Annotated in this window: 20 protein-coding genes and 1 pseudogene; 19 read left to right on the top strand and 2 right to left on the bottom strand. The window is 36.2% G+C overall.

The genetic code is table 11. The features are described 5' to 3' along the window. Positions 1 to 591: 591 nt before the first annotated feature. The 11 genes from rpmH (at position 592) to LBYS11_RS22960 (ending at position 11196) form a co-directional block, all read left to right on the top strand. A complete protein-coding gene (gene rpmH, locus LBYS11_RS23010; RefSeq protein ID WP_004233310.1) occupies positions 592 to 726 on the top strand; it encodes a 50S ribosomal protein L34 in 135 nt (44 codons plus the stop codon). A gap of 100 nt (positions 727 to 826) precedes the next feature. After that, on the top strand, positions 827 to 1171 hold the full coding sequence (gene rnpA, locus LBYS11_RS23005; RefSeq protein ID WP_048395204.1) for a ribonuclease P protein component: 345 nt from the start codon (positions 827 to 829) through the stop codon (positions 1169 to 1171). A 373-nt stretch (positions 1172 to 1544) separates the two neighbouring features. After that, positions 1545 to 2315, top strand: a complete 771-nt coding sequence (gene yidC, locus LBYS11_RS23000; RefSeq protein ID WP_025115704.1) for a membrane protein insertase YidC — start codon at positions 1545 to 1547, stop codon at positions 2313 to 2315. Next, on the top strand, positions 2312 to 3112 hold the full coding sequence (gene jag, locus LBYS11_RS22995; protein WP_103119044.1) for an RNA-binding cell elongation regulator Jag/EloR: 801 nt from the start codon (positions 2312 to 2314) through the stop codon (positions 3110 to 3112). The genes yidC and jag overlap by 4 nt, the downstream gene beginning before the upstream one ends. A gap of 249 nt (positions 3113 to 3361) precedes the next feature. Beyond that, the gene (mnmE, locus tag LBYS11_RS22990; RefSeq protein WP_054548811.1) at positions 3362 to 4747 is read left to right on the top strand and encodes a tRNA uridine-5-carboxymethylaminomethyl(34) synthesis GTPase MnmE; all 1386 of its coding nucleotides are present in this window, start codon (positions 3362 to 3364) and stop codon (positions 4745 to 4747) included. A 27-nt stretch (positions 4748 to 4774) separates the two neighbouring features. Next, positions 4775 to 6667 carry a tRNA uridine-5-carboxymethylaminomethyl(34) synthesis enzyme MnmG gene (gene mnmG, locus LBYS11_RS22985; protein WP_048395211.1) on the top strand — a complete coding sequence of 631 codons (1893 nt, stop codon included), beginning with the start codon at positions 4775 to 4777 and terminating at the stop codon, positions 6665 to 6667. 115 nt (positions 6668 to 6782) lie between these two features. After that, positions 6783 to 7499 (top strand): 16S rRNA (guanine(527)-N(7))-methyltransferase RsmG, encoded by a 717-nt coding sequence (gene rsmG / locus LBYS11_RS22980; protein ID WP_066038358.1) that lies wholly within the window; start codon positions 6783 to 6785, stop codon positions 7497 to 7499. Positions 7500 to 7678: 179 nt separating this feature from the next. Next, positions 7679 to 8578 (top strand): nucleoid occlusion protein, encoded by a 900-nt coding sequence (gene noc / locus LBYS11_RS22975; RefSeq protein WP_004233323.1) that lies wholly within the window; start codon positions 7679 to 7681, stop codon positions 8576 to 8578. A gap of 223 nt (positions 8579 to 8801) precedes the next feature. Further along, entirely contained in the window at positions 8802 to 9563 is a 762-nt protein-coding gene (locus LBYS11_RS22970) for a ParA family protein (protein ID WP_048395216.1), read from the top strand. After that, positions 9556 to 10404, top strand: a complete 849-nt coding sequence (locus LBYS11_RS22965) for a ParB/RepB/Spo0J family partition protein (RefSeq protein ID WP_066038357.1) — start codon at positions 9556 to 9558, stop codon at positions 10402 to 10404. Before LBYS11_RS22970 ends, LBYS11_RS22965 begins: the two co-directional genes overlap by 8 nt. A gap of 78 nt (positions 10405 to 10482) precedes the next feature. Then, positions 10483 to 11196, top strand: a complete 714-nt coding sequence (locus LBYS11_RS22960; protein ID WP_048395220.1) for a DUF554 domain-containing protein — start codon at positions 10483 to 10485, stop codon at positions 11194 to 11196. Here LBYS11_RS22960 and yyaC read toward each other — a convergent pair. Beyond that, positions 11116 to 11748, bottom strand: a complete 633-nt coding sequence (gene yyaC / locus LBYS11_RS22955; protein ID WP_048395222.1) for a spore protease YyaC — start codon at positions 11746 to 11748, stop codon at positions 11116 to 11118. The two genes, LBYS11_RS22960 and yyaC, sit on opposite strands and share 81 nt — an antisense overlap. 91 nt (positions 11749 to 11839) lie before the next feature. On the opposite strand from yyaC, the gene LBYS11_RS22950 reads away from it, so the two are divergent. The 4 genes from LBYS11_RS22950 (at position 11840) to LBYS11_RS22935 (ending at position 15238) form a co-directional block, all read left to right on the top strand. After that, a complete protein-coding gene (locus tag LBYS11_RS22950) occupies positions 11840 to 12712 on the top strand; it encodes a mechanosensitive ion channel family protein (RefSeq protein ID WP_048395224.1) in 873 nt (290 codons plus the stop codon). A 1-nt stretch (position 12713) separates the two neighbouring features. Then, positions 12714 to 12914, top strand: coding sequence for a DUF951 domain-containing protein (locus LBYS11_RS22945; RefSeq protein ID WP_103119043.1), 201 nt, complete (start codon positions 12714 to 12716; stop codon positions 12912 to 12914). A 97-nt stretch (positions 12915 to 13011) separates the two neighbouring features. Next, positions 13012 to 14112: a redox-regulated ATPase YchF gene (gene ychF / locus LBYS11_RS22940; protein WP_016994923.1), complete on the top strand. Its 1101-nt coding sequence runs from the start codon at positions 13012 to 13014 to the stop codon at positions 14110 to 14112. Positions 14113 to 14197: 85 nt separating this feature from the next. Beyond that, positions 14198 to 15238 carry an acyl-CoA dehydrogenase family protein gene (locus LBYS11_RS22935; protein WP_103119042.1) on the top strand — a complete coding sequence of 347 codons (1041 nt, stop codon included), beginning with the start codon at positions 14198 to 14200 and terminating at the stop codon, positions 15236 to 15238. A gap of 67 nt (positions 15239 to 15305) precedes the next feature. Here LBYS11_RS22935 and LBYS11_RS22930 read toward each other — a convergent pair whose 3' ends face one another. Further along, positions 15306 to 15875, bottom strand: coding sequence for a DUF3267 domain-containing protein (locus LBYS11_RS22930; protein ID WP_103119041.1), 570 nt, complete (start codon positions 15873 to 15875; stop codon positions 15306 to 15308). Between the two features lie 176 nt (positions 15876 to 16051). Between LBYS11_RS22930 and rpsF the strand changes: the two genes are divergently transcribed. The 4 genes and pseudogenes from rpsF (at position 16052) to LBYS11_RS22910 (ending at position 18416) form a co-directional block, all read left to right on the top strand. After that, on the top strand, positions 16052 to 16339 hold the full coding sequence (gene rpsF, locus LBYS11_RS22925; RefSeq protein ID WP_016992320.1) for a 30S ribosomal protein S6: 288 nt from the start codon (positions 16052 to 16054) through the stop codon (positions 16337 to 16339). 43 nt (positions 16340 to 16382) lie between these two features. Continuing rightward, positions 16383 to 16949: a single-stranded DNA-binding protein gene (gene ssb / locus LBYS11_RS22920; RefSeq protein ID WP_054548816.1), complete on the top strand. Its 567-nt coding sequence runs from the start codon at positions 16383 to 16385 to the stop codon at positions 16947 to 16949. Between the two features lie 40 nt (positions 16950 to 16989). Continuing rightward, positions 16990 to 17225: pseudogene (gene rpsR / locus LBYS11_RS22915) on the top strand (30S ribosomal protein S18). 249 nt (positions 17226 to 17474) lie between these two features. After that, positions 17475 to 18416 (top strand): YybS family protein, encoded by a 942-nt coding sequence (locus tag LBYS11_RS22910; protein ID WP_066038355.1) that lies wholly within the window; start codon positions 17475 to 17477, stop codon positions 18414 to 18416. Positions 18417 to 18422: the final 6 nt, after the last annotated feature.

Genomic DNA, 18422 nt, shown 5'->3' with positions numbered 1-18422 from the left:
GCTACTAATCTCCTTTACAGTGTTCAATACAAAAAAAATCGCATTTATAGAATTGTAAATACGTTCATTTTATAACTCGTCCACATAATCACAAGTTGTGGATAAAAGTTAACCAAAGGCTGTGATGAAAATTATCCACAGCATATTAACAGTTGTGGATAATTAAAATGTTCGTTTTAGTTTTCAACAAAGTGAAGCACAGTAATCGTATCAGAAAAACAAAGCTATTTCAATAGTTTGTGAAACTTATCCACATAGCTTGCAGTTATGCACTTTACAGTTGTCCACAAGCACTGCTTATGTGAGAAACCTGTAGATAATTGTTGTGGATAAAAAATAATGCAAAAAATACTATACACAACTCTGTGTAAAAAAAACAAGTACTCTGTGGATAAATATTTTTATGTTTATGTAGAAAAAAATATTTCTAGTAGAGATCCAAACACTAGAAAATTGAGAATAGAATAAATAGATAGTTCGACGGATTAAAAGAAATTTGTGAAATTCATTGACAAAATAACTAGATACTTTATATAATATTCGAGTCTGTATGTTGAAAAATTCAACTCATATCAGGAGGTGTCTATATAAATGAAACGTACTTACCAACCAAAAAAACGTAAGCACAGCAAAGTACACGGTTTCCGCGCACGTATGAGCACGAAAAACGGTCGCAAAGTTCTTGCTGCTCGTCGTCGTAAAGGAAGAAAAGTTTTATCAGCATAAAATAAGTCCACTGAGCCACATCAGTGGTCTTTTTTTTCTTTATTTTTGGTAAACCTAGAAATGAGGATCAAAAGATATTATCTAATAGCAGGTGAAAGAAATGAAAAAACGCCAACGAGTGAAGAAGAATGATGATTTTCAAAAGGTGTTTAAAAAAGGTAAATCTTTCGCTAATCGTCAGTTTGTTGTTTATTTTTTAGTAAAAGAGGGACAAACGGAATTTCGTGTAGGTTTATCAGTTAGTAAGAAGCTTGGGAATGCGGTAACACGCAACCAAGTAAAACGCTATATTCGACAAAGTATTCATGAATTAAAAGATGAGCTAAAGCCGAATATGGATTATGTTATTATCGCCAGACATCCGGCGGCCACTATGGATTTTCATGAAGTGAAACAAAGTTTGCAGCATGTACTACGAATCGCAAAGGTAATGAAAAAAGTGTAATGTATGCAACCAAGTGGTGAAATTACGCCTGTACTGTTAGCAATAGAATAAATAATATGTGATTTTGCATAAAATTATATGTAAGAGAATTATACACACGGGGGTATTTGTGGCGAGAGTTTTCGCTTAAAAATATGTAAAATTCACAACTTATCTTAGGAATAAGTGTGTGTAATTAGAATATTTAGTAGAGTGAATGTTATAGGCATGATAAAATAACTGATAACTTTATCTTCATCGAGGACTCTCAAAAGTGGACTGAATTAAAGATAAGGCTACTGACGTTAAACCGATTATGTGATAGGAAACTGTCGGTACAAAAAGAACCATATAGAATAAGAAAAAGTGAATAGTAATTGTAGGGGGAAGAAGGTTGAAAAAACAACATTGGGTAATTTTGTCACTAGTATCGGTAGCCTTACTACTTTCTGGTTGTACAGAATTCAATGAACCAATTTCCAAAGATAGCACAGGCTTCTGGAATGAATTCATTGTTTGGCCGTTGGTATCAGCAATAAAATACTTTGCTGATCTGCTAGGTACGTATGCATGGGGGATTATTGCCGTAACGATTATTATTCGTTTAGCAATTTTGCCATTGATGATCAAACAAACAAAGAGTTCTAAAAAGATGCAAGAAATTCAACCAAAATTGAAGGAACTGCAAAAGAAGTATGCTTCTAAGGATGCTCAGACACAACAACAATATCAGCAAGAAATGATGAAGTTAATGAGTGAATCTGGAGTAAATCCACTTGCAGGATGCTTACCAGTAATCATTCAAATGCCAATCTTAATTGGTTTCTATCATGCAATTAGCCGTATGAATGCAACATCAACATTTGATTTAGGGAATTTCTTTATCTTCCCGCTAGCAGATCCAGCACCTGCATTAGCTATTACAGCTGGCTTAATGCAATTTATCGTGTTACGTACAGGACCAGCAATGGATAATCCTCAAATGAAAATTATGATGTATATTATGCCATTCATGATTATTGGTTTTGGTATGGCCTTACCAGCTGCATTATCATTATACTGGGTAATCGGAAACATTATTTCGATTTTCCAAAACTTGTACATTTATAAACCTTGGAATAAAGATAAAACACAACCTGCTCAAAATGGAGGGGCTAAAAAGTGAAACAACTTACGCAAATAGGCGCAACAACACAAGAAGCGATCTCATTGGCGTTACAGAAACTTGGCAAAACCCGTGAACAAGTAGATGTTGAAGTTTTACAAGAAGGTAAAAAAGGATTTTTAGGTTTTGGTGCACGTTCTGCAGAGGTACGTGTAACAGTAAAAGAAGTTCAGGTTCCGACAATTGAAAGCGACAATGCGCAATTGCACGTAGTAACTCAATTATATGAACCAATAGAATTAGATGATGTTGAAACACTAAGTTCACAAGTTTCTGAACAACCAAGTGAAATGGAAGAAGTTCAACAAGTCGTTAAAGAACAAGCTGAGGATGGAGACTCAGCAAATCCAATTGAAGAGGCAAAGGCTTATTTAAGTAGTATCGCTGAACAATTGGCTATTCATGATCTTGAGATTGCTACGACACGCGAAGGGAAATATGTATTATTTCAACTAAAAAGTGAGAAAGCTGCCCTGCTTATAGGGAAACGAGGTCAAACATTAAATTCCTTACAGCAATTAACACAACTCGTATTAAATAAAAGCGCAAAGCAGTTCTTAATGGTGAAATTAGATGTAGAAAACTATCGCGAGCGTCGACAAGTAGCTTTAGAATTACTTGCGGATCGAATGGCGGATAAAGCATTACGCTTAAATCAACGTGTGGCATTTGAACCAATGCCGTCTTACGAACGAAAGATAATTCATAATCAATTAGCAAACCGTCTAGATCTTGAAACGTATTCAGAAGGTACGGAGCCTAATCGTTATTTAGTAATAGAACCCGTAAAAAAATAATTAGACTGTTTCACATAATCATACAGACAATATATTTTGAAAGGTCATTTTATCTTTTAGATAAAATGACCTTTTTTAATGAAACGTAGCAAATTTTGTCGAAAATATGATTAGCGAAAAATTGATTTTATCCACATTTGGAAATGATCCTTACTTTAGATTTTGCTGAAAATATGTTAGTCTAAGGTGTTAGTAAGTATTGGTCGGTTTTGATTATCCACATGTGGATAACGTTGAGGAGGTCATTAAATGGAGTTCGATACAATTGCTGCGATATCCACACCGATGGGTGAAGGTGCCATAGCCATCGTTCGTTTAAGTGGAGACGAGGCTGTGACGATTGCAGACAAAATATTCAAATCACCCGGGGGAAAAAGTTTAACAACCAAAGATTCGCACACTATTCATTATGGACATTTAGTCGATCCTAAAACTAATGAGGTAGTAGAGGAAGTAATGCTATCGCTGATGCGTGGGCCAAAAACATTCACACGTGAGGATGTAGTTGAAATAAACTGTCATGGTGGATTAGTTTCAGTCAAACGCGTGTTGCAACTTGCTTTAACAAATGGAGCAAGGTTAGCTGAGCCAGGTGAATTCACAAAACGTGCCTTTTTAAACGGACGTATTGATTTATCACAGGCTGAAGCAGTAATGGATTTGATAAGAGCTAAAACAGATCGTGCGATGAATGTGGCTCTGGGTCAAATGGATGGAAAATTATCGAGACTTATTGGTGATTTGCGCCAAGCTTTACTAGAGACATTAGCCCAAGTAGAGGTTAATATAGATTATCCAGAGTATGATGATGTAGAAGAAATGACTGTACCTGTATTAGTAGAGAAATGTACATGGGTAAAAAATGAAATTATAAAACTTTTGCAAACATCTTCTCAAGGAAAAATTTTACGTGAGGGATTATCAACAGTTATTTTAGGTCGTCCGAATGTAGGGAAATCTTCACTATTAAATAGCTTAGTACAAGAAAATAAGGCCATAGTGACAGATATTGCAGGGACTACTCGTGATATTATAGAGGAGTACGTCAATGTCCGAGGTGTTCCACTTCGTTTAGTGGATACAGCGGGTATTCGGGAAACAGAAGATATTGTTGAACGAATTGGAGTAGAACGCTCACGGGAAGCTCTTCGTGGAGCTGATTTAATTCTGTTTGTATTAAACTATGCAGATGAATTAACTGCTGAGGACGAGCGTCTATTCGAAACAATTGAAGCGATGGATTACATCGTTATTGTCAATAAAACAGATTTACCGCAAAAAATTGATTTGGCTCGTGTCAAGGAATTAGCTGGTGACCATCGCATTGTAACAACTTCTCTGCTACAAGAGGAAGGTATTACAGAGCTAGAAGAAGCCATTGCTGCATTGTTCTTTGAGGGACAAATCGAAGCGGGCGATTTAACATATGTTTCAAACGCAAGACATATTGCCCTTCTACACCAAGCGCAAGCAACGGTAGAAGATGCAATAGCAGCTGCACAGGATGGTGTACCAGTTGATATGGTACAAATTGATGTAACAAGAACATGGGAAATACTTGGCGAAATCATTGGTGATACTGTTCAAGAAAGCCTCATCAATCAACTATTTTCTCAGTTCTGTTTAGGAAAATAATTTTCAGAAAGAAAGGAAGGTACGAGCATGCCAACAAAATATGAGGCAGGCACGTTTGATGTGATTGTGATTGGTGCTGGTCATGCAGGTTCAGAAGCTGCACATGCTGCAGCTAAAATGGGTGCTAACACATTAATGCTAACAATCAATTTAGATATGATTGCATTTATGCCATGTAATCCATCTATTGGTGGTCCTGCCAAAGGAATTGTCGTACGTGAGATTGACGCTTTAGGAGGCGTCATGGGGAAAGTGATAGATAAAACGCATATTCAAATGCGAATGTTGAATACAGGGAAAGGCCCAGCTGTACGTGCATTGCGCGCACAAGCGGACAAAGTTTTGTATCAGCAAGAAATGAAACGAGTATTAGAAGAAACACCAAACTTAACAATCCATCAAGGGATGGTTGAAGAGTTGATTATTGAGGATGGGGAAGTAAAAGGAGTCATTACACAAATTGGTGCCGTTTATCGTGCTAAAACAGTTGTCGTGACAACAGGTACTTTCCTACGTGGTGAAATCATTATTGGTGATATTAAATATTCAAGTGGTCCTAATAACCAACAACCGTCAATTCGCTTAGCTGATAATTTAAAAGAGCTAGGTTTTGATCTAGTTCGATTTAAAACAGGTACACCACCACGTGTGAATAATCGAACAATAGATTATGACAAAACAGAGATTCAACCAGGTGATGATGTTCCACGTGCATTTAGTTTTGAAACGACTGAATTCATCATGGATCAGCTACCTTGCTGGTTAACATATACAAGCCCTGAAACTCATGAAATTATTGAAGCAAATTTACATCTTTCACCGATGTATTCAGGGATGATTAAAGGGACAGGTCCACGTTATTGCCCATCTATTGAAGATAAAGTTGTACGTTTTAATGATAAGCCAAGACACCAAATCTTCTTAGAGCCAGAAGGCCGCAATACACGTGAGGTTTATGTTCAAGGTTTGTCAACAAGCCTACCAGAGCATGTTCAAACACGTTTACTAAAATCTATACCTGGCTTAGAGAATGCGGAAATGATGCGCGCTGGTTATGCTATTGAATACGATTCAATTGTGCCAACACAACTATGGCCAACTTTAGAAACAAAACGTATTAAAGGCTTATATACAGCGGGTCAAATCAACGGCACATCTGGCTATGAAGAAGCTGCCGCGCAAGGCTTAATGGCGGGCATGAATGCTGCTGCTAATGTACTAGGTAAAGACGAATTAATTTTGAGCCGTTCGGATGCTTATATTGGCGTTTTGATCGATGACCTAGTGACAAAAGGAACAAATGAGCCATATCGTTTATTAACATCTCGTGCAGAATATCGTTTACTATTACGTCATGATAATGCAGATCTACGATTAGTAGAGTTAGCTTACAATATGGGGATGATTCCACAAGAAAGATATGCTAGTTTCAATGAGAAAAAAGAGCTGATTGAAAATGAAATTGCACGTCTTCGTGAAGTCATTATTAAGCCAAATGAAGCGACACAATCTGTTATTCGTTCTGTTGGTGGTAGTGAATTAAAAGACGGTATACGTGGTGCAGACTTATTAAAACGCCCTGAAATGCATTATGAGTTAATCTCTTCTTTAATTCCGGCAGAAATCGAATTGGCGGATGAAGTGAAAGAACAAATTGAAATCCAGCTTAAATATGAAGGCTATATCGAAAAAGCATTGCAACAGGTAGAGAAACTACACAAAATGGAAAATAAAAAAATTCCTGAGAATATTGATTACGATGCTATTTCAGGTTTAGCAACAGAAGCGCGTCAAAAATTAAAACAAGTTACACCTCTATCTATTGCGCAAGCCTCTCGTATTTCTGGTGTTAATCCAGCTGATATTTCAATTCTGCTTGTTTATATTGAACAAGGTAAAATTGCGAAAGTAAGCAGCTGATCATCAACAACAGTAAAGTGAATAAGAGGCGGGCATACCATTGTGCCCGCTTCCTATTTTTAAAGCTATACTATTAGTTGGAGTTGTATAGCTAGATCAACAAAGGAGACTTTACATGAACGAACAACAATTTATTGAGGCTCTGAAAGAGAAAGGTATCGAACTTTCTGATATACAGATTGCTCAATTTAAAAAGTATTTTGAATTACTTGTTGAGTGGAATGAAAAGATGAATTTAACTGCCATTACAGATTTAGAAGGCGTGTATTTAAAGCATTTCTTCGATTCGATTAGTCCTTCATTTTACTTTGATTTTTCAAAAGTCATAACTGTTTGTGATGTTGGAGCAGGAGCTGGTTTCCCAAGTATCCCAATTAAAATCTGTTTCCCGCATTTACAAGTTACAATTGTCGACTCCTTAAATAAAAGAATTACCTTTTTAAATCATTTAAGTGATGAGTTACAATTAGAGAATATGCATTTTGTACATGCTCGAGCGGAAGAGTTTGGCCAAAATTTAAAATACCGTGAACAATTTGATGTAGTAACAGCACGTGCTGTAGCTCGTTTATCCGTTCTAGCAGAGTTATGTGTACCTTTAGCGAAACAAGATGGATATTTTGTTGCTTTAAAAGCCGCAGCTGGGGCAGAAGAACTAAAGGATGCTAAAAAAGCTTTAACAACATTGGGTGTTAAACTGAGAGAGGAATTTTCTTTCAAGCTACCTGTTGAAGAAAGTGAACGCATTTTATATATATTTGATAAAATAAAAGGAACACCGAAAAAATATCCGCGTAAGCCAGGTGTACCAAATAAAACACCGATTCAATAATTAGTGTTTCATGTGAAACTTCTCAAAGTGGAAAATATTTTTTCTATTTTGAGCATACATACTAGTTATGGATGGTTCACGCAAAAGACATCTATGAACTATATACATTTAAAGAAATATAATAAATAATAATAGAATGACACAGAGCAAGATAGTTACTTAAAGGTGGTGCCACTTGGATGAAAAGTCCTTTTTCACGTTTTTTTGGAGGCGGAAGTAAAACAGAGCCTATTGTGAAAAATGAAGTAGAACAAGCAGAGGCGGTTCATGCAGCGGAAGAAGTCATAAAGTTGCCTATTGATCAAATTGTACCTAACCGTTTTCAGCCACGTACTATTTTTGATGATGAAAAAATTGAAGAATTATCAAGAACCATTCATACACATGGTGTGATTCAGCCAATTGTTGTACGTAAAACATCAGACAATCAATATGAAATTATCGCTGGTGAGCGTCGTTATCGAGCGATGAAAAAGCTACAATGGACAGAAGTCCCTGCTATTGTACGTAATTTAACTGATAAGGAAACAGCATCTATTGCGTTAATAGAGAACTTGCAGCGTGAGGAGTTAACTGCTATTGAAGAAGCAGTAGCCTATCAAAAATTATTAGAGCTTCATGAGCTAACACAGGAAGCTCTTGCCCAAAGACTTGGAAAAGGACAATCCACTGTAGCCAACAAATTACGTTTATTAAGGCTGCCAGATGAAGTACAGCAAGCTATTTTGAAGCGAAAAATATCTGAACGACATGCACGTGCATTAATTGCTATTAAAGATCAACCATTGCAACTAGAAATTTTGCAGCTAGCAATTGAAAATGATTGGAATGTGCGACAGTTAGAGGAGCAAATCCAGGCTATATTACATCCTGTAGCTGATGAGCAGGAAGAATCAATTCCAAAGAAAGCTAAACCGAAACGTAAAGCTATAAGTAAAGATGTACGTATTGCTTTGAATACCATCAAACAGTCTTTAACGATGGTAACGAAAAGTGGGATTACGGTGAAAACTGAAGAAGAAGATACAGAAGAATACTATCAAATTACAGTGAAGATACCTAAAAAGAAAAAAGTGTAATAAATTATTTTAGAAAAATAATTTATGATCAAATTTATCACTGTACAGGGGAGATATCTCAGAAGATTAATAGAGATATCTCCTTTTTTGTATTTATTCTTAATATTTTATACAACTCTCTTCAAATTTTTTGATAGAATGAAAGTTAGATAGCGGATTAAATAGTGATTTTACAAATGATTTGTCAAAGTAAACTTTGATAGATGAAAGCAGGTGCTTTTAAATGGGTAGAATTATAGCAATCGCCAATCAAAAGGGTGGCGTAGGTAAAACAACAACTTCGGTCAATTTGAGCGCTTGCCTAGCATATTTAGGTAAGAAAGTGCTTTTAATTGATACTGATCCGCAGGGGAATACAACAAGTGGACTTGGTATTAATAAAGGAGAAATACAGGGTTGTATTTATGATGTGCTCATTGATGATGAAGATGTTCAAAATGTCATTCAAAAAACAAATGTTGAAAATTTATCTATCGTGCCAGCAACTATCTCACTTGCAGGTGCAGAAATTGAATTGGTTTCGACTATTTCCAGAGAAGTACGTTTAAAACATGCTTTACAAAATGTGAAAGAGGATTTCGATTATATAATTATTGACTGTCCACCATCTTTAGGGCTTTTAACAATCAATGCGTTAACAGCTTCAGATGCGCTTATTATTCCTGTACAATGTGAATATTATGCATTGGAAGGGTTAAGTCAATTACTATCAACAGTTCGCCTCGTTCAAAAGCATTTGAATCAACAACTTTACATCGATGGCGTTTTATTAACAATGCTAGATGCACGCACAAACTTAGGCTTACAAGTTATTGAGGAAGTGAAAAAATATTTCCAAGATAAAGTATATAAAACAATAATCCCCCGTAATGTGCGATTAAGTGAGGCACCAAGTCATGGTCAACCAATCATCACTTATGATGCAAAATCTAGAGGTGCAGAAGTTTATTTAGAGATGGCGAGGGAAGTGATTAAAAATGGCTAAAGGTTTAGGAAAGGGTATTGGGGCATTATTTCCAGGAGAGTCTTTAGAACACAGTGGTCAAGTGGAAGAAATCCAATTAGATTTAATTGTTGCGAACCCATTTCAGCCACGTAAAATTTTCGATCAAGAAAGTTTACAAGAATTAGCTGATTCTATTAAAGAACATGGAATTTTACAGCCAATTGCTGTGCGTAAAAAAGCACGCAAGTTTGAAATTGTTGCGGGAGAGCGTCGTTACAGAGCTTGTCTATTAGCTGGCCTCGAGGTTATTCCTGTCATTATAAAAGAGCTATCAGATGCACAAATGATGGAGCTTGCTATTTTAGAAAACCTCCAACGTGAGGATTTAACTGTTATTGAAGAAGCAGAAGCCTATCAGAGTTTAATGGAAAACTTACATTTAACTCAGGAAGAGTTATCGAAGCGATTAGGAAAAAGTAGACCACATATTGCCAATCACGTTCGACTACTGGCATTACCAGAAGATGTACGTAAATTGATGAATGATGGAACTCTATCGATGGGGCAGGGACGGGCATTACTCGGCTTAAAAAATAAAAGAAGAATATCAGAAGTGGCTAATAAGGTAATAAATTTAGGATTGAACGTACGTCAAGTTGAATTATTAGTGCAAAACTTAAATGAAGAAGTTTCACGTGAAACAATCCCTCCTAAGAAAAAAGATATCTTTGTAACTGCAAAGGAGTCACAATTACGAGACTACTTTGGAACAAATGTTCAAATAAAGAAAACAAGCAATAAAGGGAAAATAGAAATTGAATTTTATTCTGAAGATGATTTAGAACGAATATTGGAAATATTAAACATACAAGAAGAATAAAATAGTATTTCTATAACTTAATCAGAGCGCCAAGCAAATAGGCGCTCTCTATTTTTTAGAGAGAAAGAAGGCTTAAGTGTGGTATTACTAGGGGCATTAATAAATGCTGTGTTAATTATAGTAGGAGCATTAGTAGGGCGCATTTTTAAAAATCTTCCTGAATCTATGAAATCTACGGTTCTTTCTATTATTGGTTTAGCCGTCACATTATTAGGGATAAAAATGGGCTTTGAAAGTGATAATTTTATTATATTGGTAGTAAGTTTAGTGGTAGGTACAGTAATAGGTGAGTGGTTAGATTTAGATAAACAAATGAATCGTCTAGGTAAATGGGTAGAGAGTTTATTTCGTACAAAACGGGATGACCAAAATCAAATTAGCATAGCAGAGGGCTTTGTAACTGCCTCACTAATTTTTGTTGTAGGATCAATGGCTGTTATAGGTGCTCTTGATAGTGGTCTTCGTAATGATCATAATGTACTCATTACTAAAGGATTAATAGATGGATTTACATCCATTATTCTAGCCTCGACATTAGGTATAGGTGTAATGCTATCCGCTGTACCTGTCTTTGTTTATCAAGGATTAATAGCTCTTTTTGCAGGTGTTATAAGTTCCTTTATCCCTGATGCCGCACTACAAATGTTCATTACAGAAATGACGGCTGTTGGCGGGGTTATGATTATGGCAATAGGGTTAAACATTGCAGGCTTAGCTAAGATCAAAGCTGCTAACTTGCTTCCAGGTATCGTCATTGTTGGTATTATGGTGGCTATCTTCTACATTTTTTAGTGAATAACGATGAGCAGCCAGTAATAATGCTCTTGATAGCTTTTCAGCCATTGCATAAGAAATATGAAGTCTGGTATTTTGTAAAACAAGCATTTCCATAAAGCCTCCAATATTGACGATTCCTTTCACGGAAATGTCTCCAATTGGGGGTAATTCTTTTTTTACAGCTTTTCCAGGGAAAATGGGTCCACTTTGAACTGAAATATGACCAACATTTTGCTCACTGCCGAGACAGGCATCAATCGCAATAATGAATGGTTTTGTAGTATGATTGTGTAGCTGTTGCATTGTAGAATCTAGGTTTAGAGCATGTAAAGGGTCTTCTAAGGAACCTACAATTTCATAAGGAAAGCTAACAGATTTTTTTAAAAAGCTACCAGTTAATGGTCCGAGTGTATCACCCGTACATCGGTCACTGCCAATACAACAAAAAATTAGTCTTTCATGATGAAACGGTATATGTTCTAAAAATAATGTACTTAATTGCCAAACAGCATTTTTACTCTCATGATGAAGGGAATAAGGTAGTAACAAATTTGGTATAGTATTCATAAAAAAACTCACTTTCTTTTTATTTTTAGAAGTGCTCAATTTTTATGCAGTATACGCAAATTTTTAGCAAGTTATTCAAGAGGTGGTAATGATGGAAAAGAATAAAAAGTTAATGGAAAAATACTGGGACAAGCTCACATCTGAGGATCTTTGGGAAAAGGTTATTGATGCATCTATAGAAATTTTGCTCATTCTATTAGTATCGTGGATCGCTGTAAGATTAGGTAAAAAATTTATTAAAAAGGTGTTTTTAATCCGTATGCGTTCACCATTGAGCCACTCAGAGCGACGCCAACGAACAATTTCAAGATTATTACAAAGCGTGATTTCCTATGTCGTTTATTTCTCTGCAATCATTGGTATACTTTCTTCCTTAAATATAAAGGTAGCAGGTTTATTAGCGGGTGCAGGAATTGTTGGTTTAGCAATAGGTTTTGGTGCTCAAAGCTTAGTAAAGGATGTTATTACTGGATTCTTTATTATTTTTGAAGACCAGTTTGGTGTAGGCGATTATATAAAAATAAATGCTGCAGAAGGTACAGTTGTAGAAATTGGCTTACGTACAACAAAAATTAATGGTGCTACTGGTGAACAGTTCATCATTCCCAATGGTGCCATAGGCGAAGTCGTCAATTATTCTGTTAACAACTCCAAAATTTTTATAGATTTACAAATGGCCACGGATGCTGATTTTGAGAAAGCAGAAGGGGTTATTAATAAGTATTTAGAGACATTGCCTAAGATGCATAAAGAATTAATTGCAGCTCCGGTATTTCTAGGTGTGCAAAATGTGAAAGGGACAGAAGTAACCATTCGTATAGCTGCTGAAACATTACCGCAGCAACAATATGGAGTAGCACGTACCATACGCCGCGATATTACGAAACTCTTTGAAGAAAATAATATACCAATGGTCTATCCAAAAATGATGTTCTATGGCAAAGATGAGGGGAGAAGTGTGTAAGATGGAGGCAAAAAAATTTGGTTTAAACGATATTGTTGAAATGAAAAAACAACATCCATGCGGTACTAATAAATGGAAAATTATTCGTATGGGGGCGGATGTACGTATCAAATGCGAAGGATGTCAGCATAGTGTCATGATTCCACGTCGTGAATTTGAGAAAAAAATGAAAAAGGTTTTGTTTTCTGCTGAAGAGTTGTAACATCAGGCATATTAGACTTTTTCTAAGTGAATCAATATAATAGATAAGGTTATATGAGAGAAAATTTGAACTGAGTATAGAAAGGTTGTGTCCATCCATGGCATTAACAGCTGGAATCGTTGGTTTACCTAACGTTGGAAAATCAACATTATTTAACGCAATAACAAAAGCGGGCGCATTGGCTGCAAACTATCCATTCGCAACGATCGATCCAAACGTTGGTATAGTTGAAGTACCTGATGCACGTTTAGATAAATTAACAGAATTAGTGGTACCGAAAAAAACTGTGCCAACTGCATTTGAATTTACAGATATCGCTGGAATTGTTAAAGGTGCTTCCAAGGGTGAAGGATTAGGAAATAAGTTCCTAGCTCATATTCGTGAAGTAGACGCAATTTGTCAGGTAGTACGTTGTTTTGTAGACGAAAACATTACTCACGTTTCTGGTGCAGTAGATCCAATTGACGATATTGAAGTTATTAATCTAGAGCTTGCACTAGCTGACTTAGAATCTGTGGATAAACGTTTACAACGAGTTAGCAAAATGGCGAAACAAAAAGATAAAGAGGCTATGATAGAAGAGCCAGTGCTTCTAAAAATTAAAGAGCAACTAGAAAACGGTAAACCAGCTAGAGCAGCTGAGCTATCAGATGATGAATTAAAGGTAATTAAAGGTCTTCATCTACTAACAATTAAACCAATGCTTTATGTAGCAAACGTTTCAGAAGATGAAGTAGCAGATGCAGACAACAACGAGTATGTGAAAAAAGTACGTGAGTATGCATCCGCTGAAGGTGCACAGGTCATTACTATTTGTGCAAAAATCGAAGAAGAAATTTCTGAGTTAGATGATGAAGAAAAAGCTATGTTCTTAGAAGAATTAGGAATTAAAGAATCTGGTTTAGATCAACTAATTCGTACTTCTTATGACTTATTAGGACTAGCTACTTACTTCACTGCAGGTGTACAGGAGGTACGTGCCTGGACGTTCCGTAAAGGAATGAAGGCACCTCAATGTGCAGGTATTATTCATACTGACTTTGAGCGCGGCTTTATTCGTGCAGAAACAGTGGCATATGATGATCTTCTTGAGGCAGGTTCGCAAGCAGCGGCTAAGGAAGCTGGTAAAGTACGTCTTGAAGGTAAAGAATATGAAGTACAAGATGGCGATATTATGTTATTCCGCTTTAATGTATAAAAAACTTACAAGGGCAATCTAAAATGGTTGCCCTTTTTCGATTGCTTAGTTATCAGAATTTTTAATGTATGGAGGCGACTTATGAATGAATCCTGTGCAAATTAAGGAACGTGGTTTAGAGTTTGAGCAACTGGGGATGTTACCACAAGATGTCTTAGATTATATTTATGAACAACGATTATTCAAATTGTTCACTCCAAGAGAATTAGGTGGTATGGATTTAAATTTAGTAGAAGGTGTAAAGATATTTCAACAGATGTCTGCACTTGATGGCAATTTTGGATGGCTCATTACTATTGGTACAGGTGGAAACGCATTTATTCCAACATTCAGTAAGGAAATTTGTGAAAAAATCTATTCTCCTAAAGAAGCAGTTATAGCAGGTAGTGGATATCCAACAGGGATAGCTGTAAAAACAATTGGAGGCTATTATGTAACAGGGCAATGGAAGTATTGTAGTGGTTCTAATTATGCATCAACATTTACGATGAATTGTTTAATTGAAGAAGATGGTTTCAAAACCGAAAAAATTATTAGCTGCTCAGTAAATCCACATGATGTAGAAATTTTGAATGATTGGTCTGCAATGGGTTTAAAGGCAACAGCTAGTCATACAATCCGTGTAAACAATGTTTGGGTACCACAGGAAGCTACTTTTCAATTAGGGGTCATCAGAAATGATTATGGCAATTCAGTACATAGCTTTCCATTTACCACTTTTGCAGAGGCTTCTTTTTTAGGCGTTTGTCTTGGGATGACAGAGAATTTTTTAGAAGAAGCTTTTGCTTTAATAAAGCAACGAAATCATGATGGAAGCAGAACTGAGCGAATTGGAGCCTTCCAATTTTTATTGATGCAGCAGCATAAACGTTTCAAGCAATGCGAGGAACAGTTTTATGCAACATTATCTGTCTTTTGGCAACAGCATCAAAAAGGTGAACAATTAACGGAAGAGGAATTATCACAATTTACTCAATTGGCTAAGGATATAGCTGCTGCTTGCTTAGAGATAGCGAATAATTTAATACGCTGTCTTGGTATGGATGCTATTACAGAAACATCTACGATTAACCGTATTTGGAGAAATTTATATACAGCAGCCCAGCATGGATTTTTAACTCCTTAAAGTATAAATAGAATCTGTAGTTGTTCATTTCTAATCTACAGATTCTATTTAATTATGTAGTCTTATTTTAATGATGATCCTTTTCCTGCAATAGATAAACATACAGCTTTGGTAATTTAGGATCATCCTGTACGATAGCATTACGTGGATATTTACGTAGCTCTTTATACATGGCAAAATCGCCTACAGCTCCAGCTATTAACACCGCCCCTATCAATATTAAAACAGTACTGTTAAGATAAAACCCAACAATGGTTGGAAGTACTCCAGTCGTCCAGAATGGCAGTAATAAAGCTTTTTTCATAGCATGGTTGGGGAGAGGTTGCTCAGTAGTTGCATAGGCAATACCTTGCTCTAAATTTATGCCATATTTTAAAGCTTTAAAGGGAACTCTGCCAAAAATCATAAAGCCAATTAAATGAAAAGCCTCGTGTAGGATAATAAAAATTATATACAGCACAACAAATAGTGCTGTGCCACCAATCATCTTCCAAAAAGAAAAATGGAAATCTTTAAAGCAAATATATTGAATGGCAATAAATAATATGACAAGACCACTTGTAATCACAAAATTGTCGATCATTAACTTCTTTAAATCTAATTCGATAACGATAGGCTCCTTATCGTTGGTTAACATGAAGGCACTCCTTTCATAGATAATGAAATATACTGCCATTATATAACGAATTATTAGTTTGTGACTTGAAAGACATGTACCTATATGTTACAATTCATTGATGTGAGTAATAATTAATTACTTGCTCCTTGCTCCCTTAATTAGGAGAGCCTAAGTCCATAAGGAGGTGTAAACAGATGAGAAAATACGAATTAATGTACATCGTACGTCCGAACATTGAAGACGAAGCGAAGAAAGCTTTAGTTGAACGTTTCAACGAAATGTTAACTTCTAACGGTGCAGAAGTCATCGAATCAAAAGAGTGGGGCAAACGCCGCTTAGCTTATGAAATTCAAGACTTCCGCGAAGGTTACTACCAAATCGTAAAAGTAAACGCTACTTCAGATGCAATCAACGAGTATACACGTCTTGCTAACATCAGCGAAGACATCATTCGCCACATTGCAGTTCGCGAAGAAGCTTAATAATTAATTTTTTACAAAACGCTGAAAAGGAGGTTGTATTCTGATGATTAACCGTGTCGTATTAGTTGGAAGACTAACAAAAGATCCTGAGCTACGTTATACACCGAATGGAGTTGCGTCTACAAGATTTACAGTAGCTGTAAACCGTGCATTCTCAAATCAACAAGGTGAACGCGAAGCTGATTTCATTAGCTGTGTTGCTTGGCGTAAACAGGCTGAAAACCTAGCGAACTTCATGCGAAAAGGAAGTTTAATTGGGGTAGAAGGTCGTATCCAGACAGGCAGTTATGAAGGACAAGATGGTAAGCGAGTATACACAACAGATGTCGTGGCGGATAGCGTACAGTTTTTAGAACCCCGTAATGGTAGCGGTGCTCCTGCTCCTCAATATGGTGGACAAACTTACGGTAATAACCAACCGTCATATGGCGGTGGTCAACCACAACAACAGTTTAGTGGCGCTATGCCAGGGCAGGGTTCCTATGGCGGCGATTCGTATCAGCAAAATCAACCACCTATGAATCAGCCGAATTATACACGTGTAGATGAGGATCCATTTGCGAATAGCAAAGGGCCAATAGAAGTATCTGAGGATGATCTTCCATTCTAATGCTTCTAAATGATAAAAAAAGATAAGGAGGAGACACACTATGGCACCACGTCGCGGAGGCCGCAAACGCCGTAAAGTTTGCTACTTCACTGCTAATAACATTACGCATATCGACTATAAAGATGTAGATTTATTAAAAAATTCATCTCTGAGCGCGGTAAAATTTTACCACGTCGCGTAACTGGCACTAGCGCTAAGTACCAACGTAAATTAACTTCAGCTATCAAAGTATCTCGTATCATGGGATTACTTCCATTCGTAGCAGAAGATAAATAAGATTGATGACGTTAAGGTAACTGACCTTACATCAATTTTAACTACCAGCATATTACGATATTCGTATCGGTATGCTGGTTTTTTGTTATGGTTAAAAAGAAAATTATCAGCTACTTAGGTAAAAGTTCGAATTAAAATTGAAAAAATAATGACAATGTACATAGTGATCTAAGTGATTTTTGTTCAATACTATGAAAAAATGGTACAATAAAGGGTAGTAAGTTTGACTGAAAAAAAGGAAGGTTTTCAATGCCGAATAATCAAACAAAAGCGCTTGTACAAGGCTCAATGATGGTTGCACTTTTTACAATTTTGATGCTAATTTCTGCATATGTACCATTCATCTTTATAGTAGCTTTATTATTCGCTCCACTACCGATTGCTTGGTATAGCGCAAATTACAAGCGTTCCACATCAATACTCGTAGCAATAGTAGGCTGTATCCTAACCACTATAACGAGTGGAATATCCATGCTGCCATTTGCCTTTATTTTAGGGCTAGTAGGTGTCGTTATGGGTAACGCCATTTATTTGAAGAAGAGTAAGCTTTATTTATTTATGTCAACGGGGATTGCTAATCTCCTTTCGATGGCAATTGTTTATGTTGCTTATGTAAAGCTTTCAGGGATTGACTTCATAAGCATGAGTTTAGAGATGGCACGTAAAAATTATGAGCAATCTAATGAATTTGCGAAGAATGTAACAGGCCAAGTAGCCATTAATCCAGAGCAGCTTGAGGCAATGTTTAAAACAATTGAACTGACTATGCCTGCAACGATAACAATCTCAGCATTTTTTGCTGCATTTATTATCATTACAGTCAATTTACCAGCTCTAAAACGACTAGGGGTAGATGTTCCAAAATTTGCTCCATTCCAAAATATGAGATTACCACGCTCTATTTTATGGTATTACATGATTGTTTTATGTATTAATTTATTCATGCGTCCTGAGGCTGGATCTACGCTAGATATTATTGTATTAAATGTTTCTTATATTTTATGGTTGTTACTGATTTTACAAGGAATATCTTTTATCCATTATTTTATCTCTAAAAAGGGGATGCCAAATGGAGTTAAATGGGTAGCAACTTTATTAGCAATTCCATTATCATCCTTTATGATCTTACTCGGTATTGTTGATTTAGGTTTTGACGTACGTTCACTTGTAAAGGGGAAGACTAAAGAATAAGGGGCT

This window comes from Lysinibacillus sp. YS11, assembly GCF_002896375.1.
In the GTDB taxonomy this organism is placed as follows: Bacteria; Bacillota; Bacilli; order Bacillales_A; family Planococcaceae; genus Lysinibacillus; species Lysinibacillus capsici.
This window is presented reverse-complemented; position numbering and strand designations above follow the sequence as displayed.

Excerpts from the sequence above, each read along its gene's own strand:
- rpmH (WP_004233310.1), top strand. The coding sequence starts at position 592 with ATGAAACGTACTTACCAACCAAAAAAACGTAAGCACAGCAAAGTACAC.
- rnpA (WP_048395204.1), top strand. The coding sequence starts at position 827 with ATGAAAAAACGCCAACGAGTGAAGAAGAATGATGATTTTCAAAAGGTG.
- mnmE (WP_054548811.1), top strand. The coding sequence starts at position 3,362 with ATGGAGTTCGATACAATTGCTGCGATATCCACACCGATGGGTGAAGGT.
- mnmG (WP_048395211.1), top strand. The coding sequence starts at position 4,775 with ATGCCAACAAAATATGAGGCAGGCACGTTTGATGTGATTGTGATTGGT.
- rsmG (WP_066038358.1), top strand. The coding sequence starts at position 6,783 with ATGAACGAACAACAATTTATTGAGGCTCTGAAAGAGAAAGGTATCGAA.
- noc (WP_004233323.1), top strand. The coding sequence starts at position 7,679 with ATGAAAAGTCCTTTTTCACGTTTTTTTGGAGGCGGAAGTAAAACAGAG.
- LBYS11_RS22970 (WP_048395216.1), top strand. The coding sequence starts at position 8,802 with ATGGGTAGAATTATAGCAATCGCCAATCAAAAGGGTGGCGTAGGTAAA.
- LBYS11_RS22965 (WP_066038357.1), top strand. The coding sequence starts at position 9,556 with ATGGCTAAAGGTTTAGGAAAGGGTATTGGGGCATTATTTCCAGGAGAG.
- yyaC (WP_048395222.1), bottom strand. The coding sequence starts at position 11,748 with ATGAATACTATACCAAATTTGTTACTACCTTATTCCCTTCATCATGAG.
- LBYS11_RS22950 (WP_048395224.1), top strand. The coding sequence starts at position 11,840 with ATGGAAAAGAATAAAAAGTTAATGGAAAAATACTGGGACAAGCTCACA.
- LBYS11_RS22945 (WP_103119043.1), top strand. The coding sequence starts at position 12,714 with ATGGAGGCAAAAAAATTTGGTTTAAACGATATTGTTGAAATGAAAAAA.
- ychF (WP_016994923.1), top strand. The coding sequence starts at position 13,012 with ATGGCATTAACAGCTGGAATCGTTGGTTTACCTAACGTTGGAAAATCA.
- LBYS11_RS22935 (WP_103119042.1), top strand. The coding sequence starts at position 14,198 with ATGAATCCTGTGCAAATTAAGGAACGTGGTTTAGAGTTTGAGCAACTG.
- LBYS11_RS22930 (WP_103119041.1), bottom strand. The coding sequence starts at position 15,875 with ATGTTAACCAACGATAAGGAGCCTATCGTTATCGAATTAGATTTAAAG.
- rpsF (WP_016992320.1), top strand. The coding sequence starts at position 16,052 with ATGAGAAAATACGAATTAATGTACATCGTACGTCCGAACATTGAAGAC.
- ssb (WP_054548816.1), top strand. The coding sequence starts at position 16,383 with ATGATTAACCGTGTCGTATTAGTTGGAAGACTAACAAAAGATCCTGAG.
- LBYS11_RS22910 (WP_066038355.1), top strand. The coding sequence starts at position 17,475 with ATGCCGAATAATCAAACAAAAGCGCTTGTACAAGGCTCAATGATGGTT.